Genomic DNA, 4902 nt, shown 5'->3' with positions numbered 1-4902 from the left:
GCGAACTGCTTGCAGGATCGACAAAACAAGCCGCACTCGGGCCTCCTCTGCTACGAGAAAGCCTCTCAAGAATCCTTCTTTTGCGGCTTGGCAATAGCCAATCAACTTATCTGCGATTCCCCTGCCCCTCGAGGGGAGATGTCGCCAAAGGCGACAGAGGGGGTCGCCGCGCGTGGAGCGCCGACGCCGTGCGGCACGAGATGAGGTCGGCGTTCTACGCGCAAGGACCCCCTCTGACCGCTTCGCGGCCATCTCCCCCTCGAGGGGGGAGATTACCGGTGCTTCCCGTGCTCTACTCCCATCGGGGACCTCGCCATGATTCGCGCTCTGCTCGCCGCTCTTCTCCTCACCGCGCCGGCCTTCGCCGCCGACATGTCGGTCTTCGTCCGCAACCAGCGGTCCGACGGCGTCGCGCTGGAACTGTTCAGCCGCGACAGCGAAAAGGTCTGGCCGGGCGGCGACAAGGTTTTTCTGATCCGGCCGCAGGCGCGCAAATCCGTGCCGATCTCCTGCGAGCCCGGCGAGCACATCTGCTGGGGCGCCTGGGTGGTCGGCAACGATTCCGTCACCGCCGGCGTCGGCCCCGACAACGACCAGCCCTGCGACACCTGCTGCTTCATATGCACTGACCACTCGACGGAGACGGTGGATCTGGCGGAGTGAAGCTGCCAATCTCCCCCCTCGAGGGGGAGATGTCGCCAAAGGCGACAGAGGGGGTCGGTCCGACCGGACTCGGCCTCCGGCTGCAGAACGAGGCTGGCGCTCCATGCGAGATGACCCCCTCTAGCCTGCCGGCCATCTCCCCCTCAAGGGGGGAGATCAGCTGTCACACCGGCCCTCGCCTATTGCCAACATTGCAGGAATGGCGCGGCGCGGAAGTTGGCCAATCTCCCTCCCTGAGGGGGAGATGTCCGGCAGGACAGAGGGGGGTGGCTTGGCGCTAGCGTCTCAGCAAATTCTTCGAAGCCGCACATCTCTGCTCTTGGCCCATCGCTCCCGCCTTTATCCGCCGGCCCGTATCGGCTAAGGGCAGGCACCAAACCTCTTGCCCGGACTTGCCACCGCCAAATGACCGCCAAGCCAAAACCGCTCTTCCTCGGCATCGACACCGGCGGCACCTATACCGATGCCGTGCTGTGGTCGGAGGAGGGCGGGCCCCTGGACAACCCAGATAAGGGCAAGGTGCTGGCCAAGGCCAAGGCGCTGACCACGCGCCACGACCTCGCCGTCGGCATTTCCGGCGCGGTCGACGCGGTGCTGGAGAAATCCGGCACCGACCCGGCCGCGATCAAGCTGGTGTCGATGTCGACCACGCTTGCCACAAACGCGCTGGTCGAGGGCCAGGGCGGGCGCGTGGCGCTGGTGATGATCGGCTTTGCCGAGGCCGACCTTGCCCGCGACGGGCTGAAGACGGCTCTGGGCAGCGATCCGGTGGTGTTCTGCCCCGGCGGCCACGACGTGCACGGCAATGCCGCCAAGCTCGATCTTTCCGGCCTCGAGGCGGCGTTGCCGGAGCTTGGGGGTTCGGTGTCGGGCTTCGCCGTCTGCGCCTATTTCGCCACCCGCAATCCGGCGCATGAGCTCGCCGCGCGCGACCTGATCCGCGAAAAAACCGGCCTGCCGGTCACCGCCAGCCACGAGCTTTCGGCCAAGCTCGGCGGTCCGCGCCGCGCGCTCACCACTTTGCTCAACGCCCGGCTGATCTCGATGATCGACCGGCTGGTGGCGGCGACAGAAGGCTTTCTTGGCCGTCGCGGCATCGCCGCACCCTTGATGGTGGTGCGCGGCGACGGCGCGCTGGTGTCGGCGGCCTTCGCCCGCCAGCGGCCGATCGAGACCATCCTCTCCGGCCCGGCCGCCAGCCTGGTCGGCGCCCGCCACATGACCGGGCTCGACGACGCCATGGTCTCCGACATCGGCGGCACCACCACCGACGTCGCCGTGCTGGATAGCGGCCGGCCGCGGCTCGATCCGGAAGGCGCCACCGTCGGCGGCTTCCGCACCATGGTCGAAGCCGTCGCCATGCGCACCTTCGGCCTTGGCGGCGATTCCGAAGTGGCGCTGGAGGACGGCGCGCTCGACCCGAAGATCCTGCTCGGGCCGCGCCGCCTGGTGCCGCTGGCGCTGGCCGGCTTGGCGCATGGCGAGGCGGTCACCGCCGAGCTGGAGCGGCAGCTGCGCGCGCCCAATCCCGGCCGCATGGACGGGCGTTTTGCCGTGCGCACCGGCGTGCCGGATCGCCTCGCCGCCGGCCTCACCGCGCCGGAAGCAAAACTCTACGAGGCGATCGGCGCCACCCCGCTGGCGCTCGACCGGCTGCTCAGCTCCAACGCCCAGAACGCTACGCTGAACCGGCTGGTGGCGCGCGGCTTGGTGCACATCTGCGGCTTCACGCCGTCCGACGCCGCCCATGTGCTCGGCAAGCAGTCGAACTGGGATCCCGCCGCCGCCCGTCTCGGCGCCGAGCTGTTTTCCCGCCGCCGCGACGGCCGCGGCCAGGCGATCGCCGCGACGCCGGAAGTGCTCGCCCAGCGCGTGCTCGTCACGCTGACGCGCTGGTCGGCCGAATATATTCTCGAAACCGCCTTCGCCGAGGACGGGCTGGACGGCGCCGCGACCGTCGCGCACGCGCTGGTGCAGCGCGCCGTCGATGCGCATCCCGGCATCGCCCGCTTCAGCGTCGCGCTCGACCGTCCGGTGATCGGCCTCGGCGCCTCCGCGCCGCTGCATTATGCCGGCCTGCCGCCGCTGATCGGCAATGGCTGCATCGTGCCGGAGGACACCGATGTCGCCAACGCGCTCGGCGCCGTCGTCGGCCAGGTCCGCGTCTCGGCCGAAGCCCGCGTCAGCCAGCCCAGGGAAGGGCTTTTCCGGCTCGCCTCGGGGCAGACGGTGCGCGACTTCACCGAGGAGGAGAAGGCGATCGCCGCGGCTGAAGCCGACGTGCGGGCGATCGTCGCCGAGCGCGCGAAAAATGCCGGCACCGACAGCGCCGAAATCGATGTTTCCACCGAGTTCAAGGTCTCGACGGTCGAGAACCAGCGCATGTTCATCGAGGCGCATGTGGTGGCGGTGGCGTCAGGGCGCCCAAGGATTGCGGTTTAGAAGCAATCTCCCCCCTTGAGGGGGAGATGTCGCCGAAGGAGACAGAGGGGGTCGGCCCGACTGGGCCCGGCCTGCTGCAACGAATAGAGCTCGCGCTCCACGCGAGGCGACCCCCTCTGGCCTGCCGGCCATCTCCCCCTCAAGGGGGGAGATTCGCTTGCCGCCAAAATCCGCACCTTCACCCTAAGCCGAATTGACCCTTGAACCCCAAACATGTCAAAGCCCCGGCAAAGCCTTACCCATCTGGAGACGTGCTGATGACCGACCGCATCGAGATCGCCGGGTTGCAGATTGCCCGGGAGCTCCATGACTTCGTCGCCGAGGAGGCAGCAGTCGGCACCGGCATCGATCCGGAAAAGTTCTGGACCGGCTTTTCAGAGATCGTCCATGACCTCGCGCCGAAGAACCGCGCGCTGCTCGCCAAGCGCGACGCCATGCAGGAGAAGCTGGACGACTGGTACCGCGCCAACGGCGCGCCGGTCGAAATGGAGCTGTACAGAACTTTCCTCGAGGAGATCGGCTATCTGGTGCCGGAAGGCCCGGCCTTCAGCGTCTCGACCGAGAATGTCGATCCGGAGATCGCGGTCGTCGCCGGGCCGCAGCTGGTCGTGCCGGTGATGAACGCGCGCTATGCGCTCAATGCCGCCAATGCGCGCTGGGGCTCGCTTTATGACGCGCTCTACGGCACCGACGCCATTCCCGAGACCGGAGGCGCCGAAAGGGGCAAGGCGTTCAACCCGGTTCGCGGGGCCAAGGTGATCGCCTGGGTCAGGGACTTCCTCGACCAGTCCGTGCCGCTCACCACCGGCAAATGGGCCGGCATCAACGGGCTGTCGGTGGCGAACGGCGCGCTGAAGGTCGGCGAAGGCGCCGGCGCCACCACGCTTGCCGACCCGAAGCAGTTCGTCGGCTATCGCGGCGACGCCGCCACGCCGGAAGCCGTGCTTTTGGTAAAGAACGGCCTGCATATCGAGATCGTCGTCGACCATGCCAGTCAGATCGGCAAGACCGATGCGGCCGGCATTGCCGACGTCGTCCTCGAGGCCGCCCTGACCACCATCCAGGATTGCGAGGATTCGGTCGCCGCCGTCGATGCCGAGGACAAGGTCGTCGTCTATCGCAACTGGCTCGGCCTGATGAAGGGCGACCTGGCGGAAGAGATCACCAAGGCCGGCAAGAGCTTTGTCCGCAAGCTCAATCCGGACCGCCGCTACACGGCGCCGAATGGCGGCCAGCTGCTGCTGCCCGGACGCTCGCTGATGCTGGTGCGCAATGTCGGCCACCTGATGACCAATCCGGCGATCCTCGACCGCGACGGCAACGAGGTGCCGGAAGGCATCATGGACGCGGCGCTCACCGCGCTGATCGCGCTGCACGATGTCGGCGACAACGGCCGCCGCGCCAACTCCCGTGCCGGCTCGATGTATGTGGTGAAGCCCAAGATGCACGGGCCGGAGGAAGTCGGCTTCGCCGTGGAAATCTTCGACCGCGTCGAGGCCCTGCTCGGCATGGCCAAGAACACCATCAAGATGGGCATCATGGACGAGGAGCGGCGGACCACAGTCAACCTCAAGGAAGCGATCCGCGCCGCCAGAGAGCGCGTCGTCTTCATCAACACCGGTTTCCTCGACCGCACCGGCGACGAGATCCACACCTCGATGGAAGCCGGCCCGATGATCCGCAAGGGCGACATGAAGCAGGCCGCCTGGATTTCCGCCTATGAGGCGTGGAACGTCGACACCGGCCTGGAATGCGGGCTCGCCGGCCACGCCCAGATCGGCAAGGGCATGTGGGCGA

Annotated in this window: 3 protein-coding genes; all 3 read left to right on the top strand. The window is 67.7% G+C overall.

Annotated elements, in window-relative coordinates:
* The first annotated feature begins 315 nt into the window (after window positions 1-315).
* Complete coding sequence (locus EOA32_RS32965; RefSeq protein WP_095782067.1) at window positions 316-663, top strand: hypothetical protein; 348 nt, start codon at window positions 316-318, stop codon at window positions 661-663.
* A 405-nt stretch (window positions 664-1068) separates the two neighbouring features.
* Window positions 1069-3105, top strand: coding sequence for a hydantoinase/oxoprolinase family protein (locus EOA32_RS32955; protein ID WP_128373952.1), 2037 nt, complete (start codon window positions 1069-1071; stop codon window positions 3103-3105).
* A gap of 257 nt (window positions 3106-3362) precedes the next feature.
* Window positions 3363-4902 (top strand): malate synthase G (locus tag EOA32_RS32950; RefSeq protein WP_128373951.1); only part of this gene is annotated, 1540 nt, incomplete at its 3' end.

It is taken from the genome of Mesorhizobium sp. M1A.F.Ca.ET.072.01.1.1 (assembly GCF_004023325.1).
Taxonomy (GTDB): Bacteria; Pseudomonadota; Alphaproteobacteria; order Rhizobiales; family Rhizobiaceae; genus Mesorhizobium.
Note: the sequence above shows the minus strand (reverse complement) of the source record. Positions and strands in the feature narration are given on the sequence as shown.

Coding starts and splice junctions, on each gene's coding strand:
- EOA32_RS32965 (WP_095782067.1), top strand. CDS start 316: ATGATTCGCGCTCTGCTCGCCGCTCTTCTCCTCACCGCGCCGGCCTTC.
- EOA32_RS32955 (WP_128373952.1), top strand. CDS start 1,069: ATGACCGCCAAGCCAAAACCGCTCTTCCTCGGCATCGACACCGGCGGC.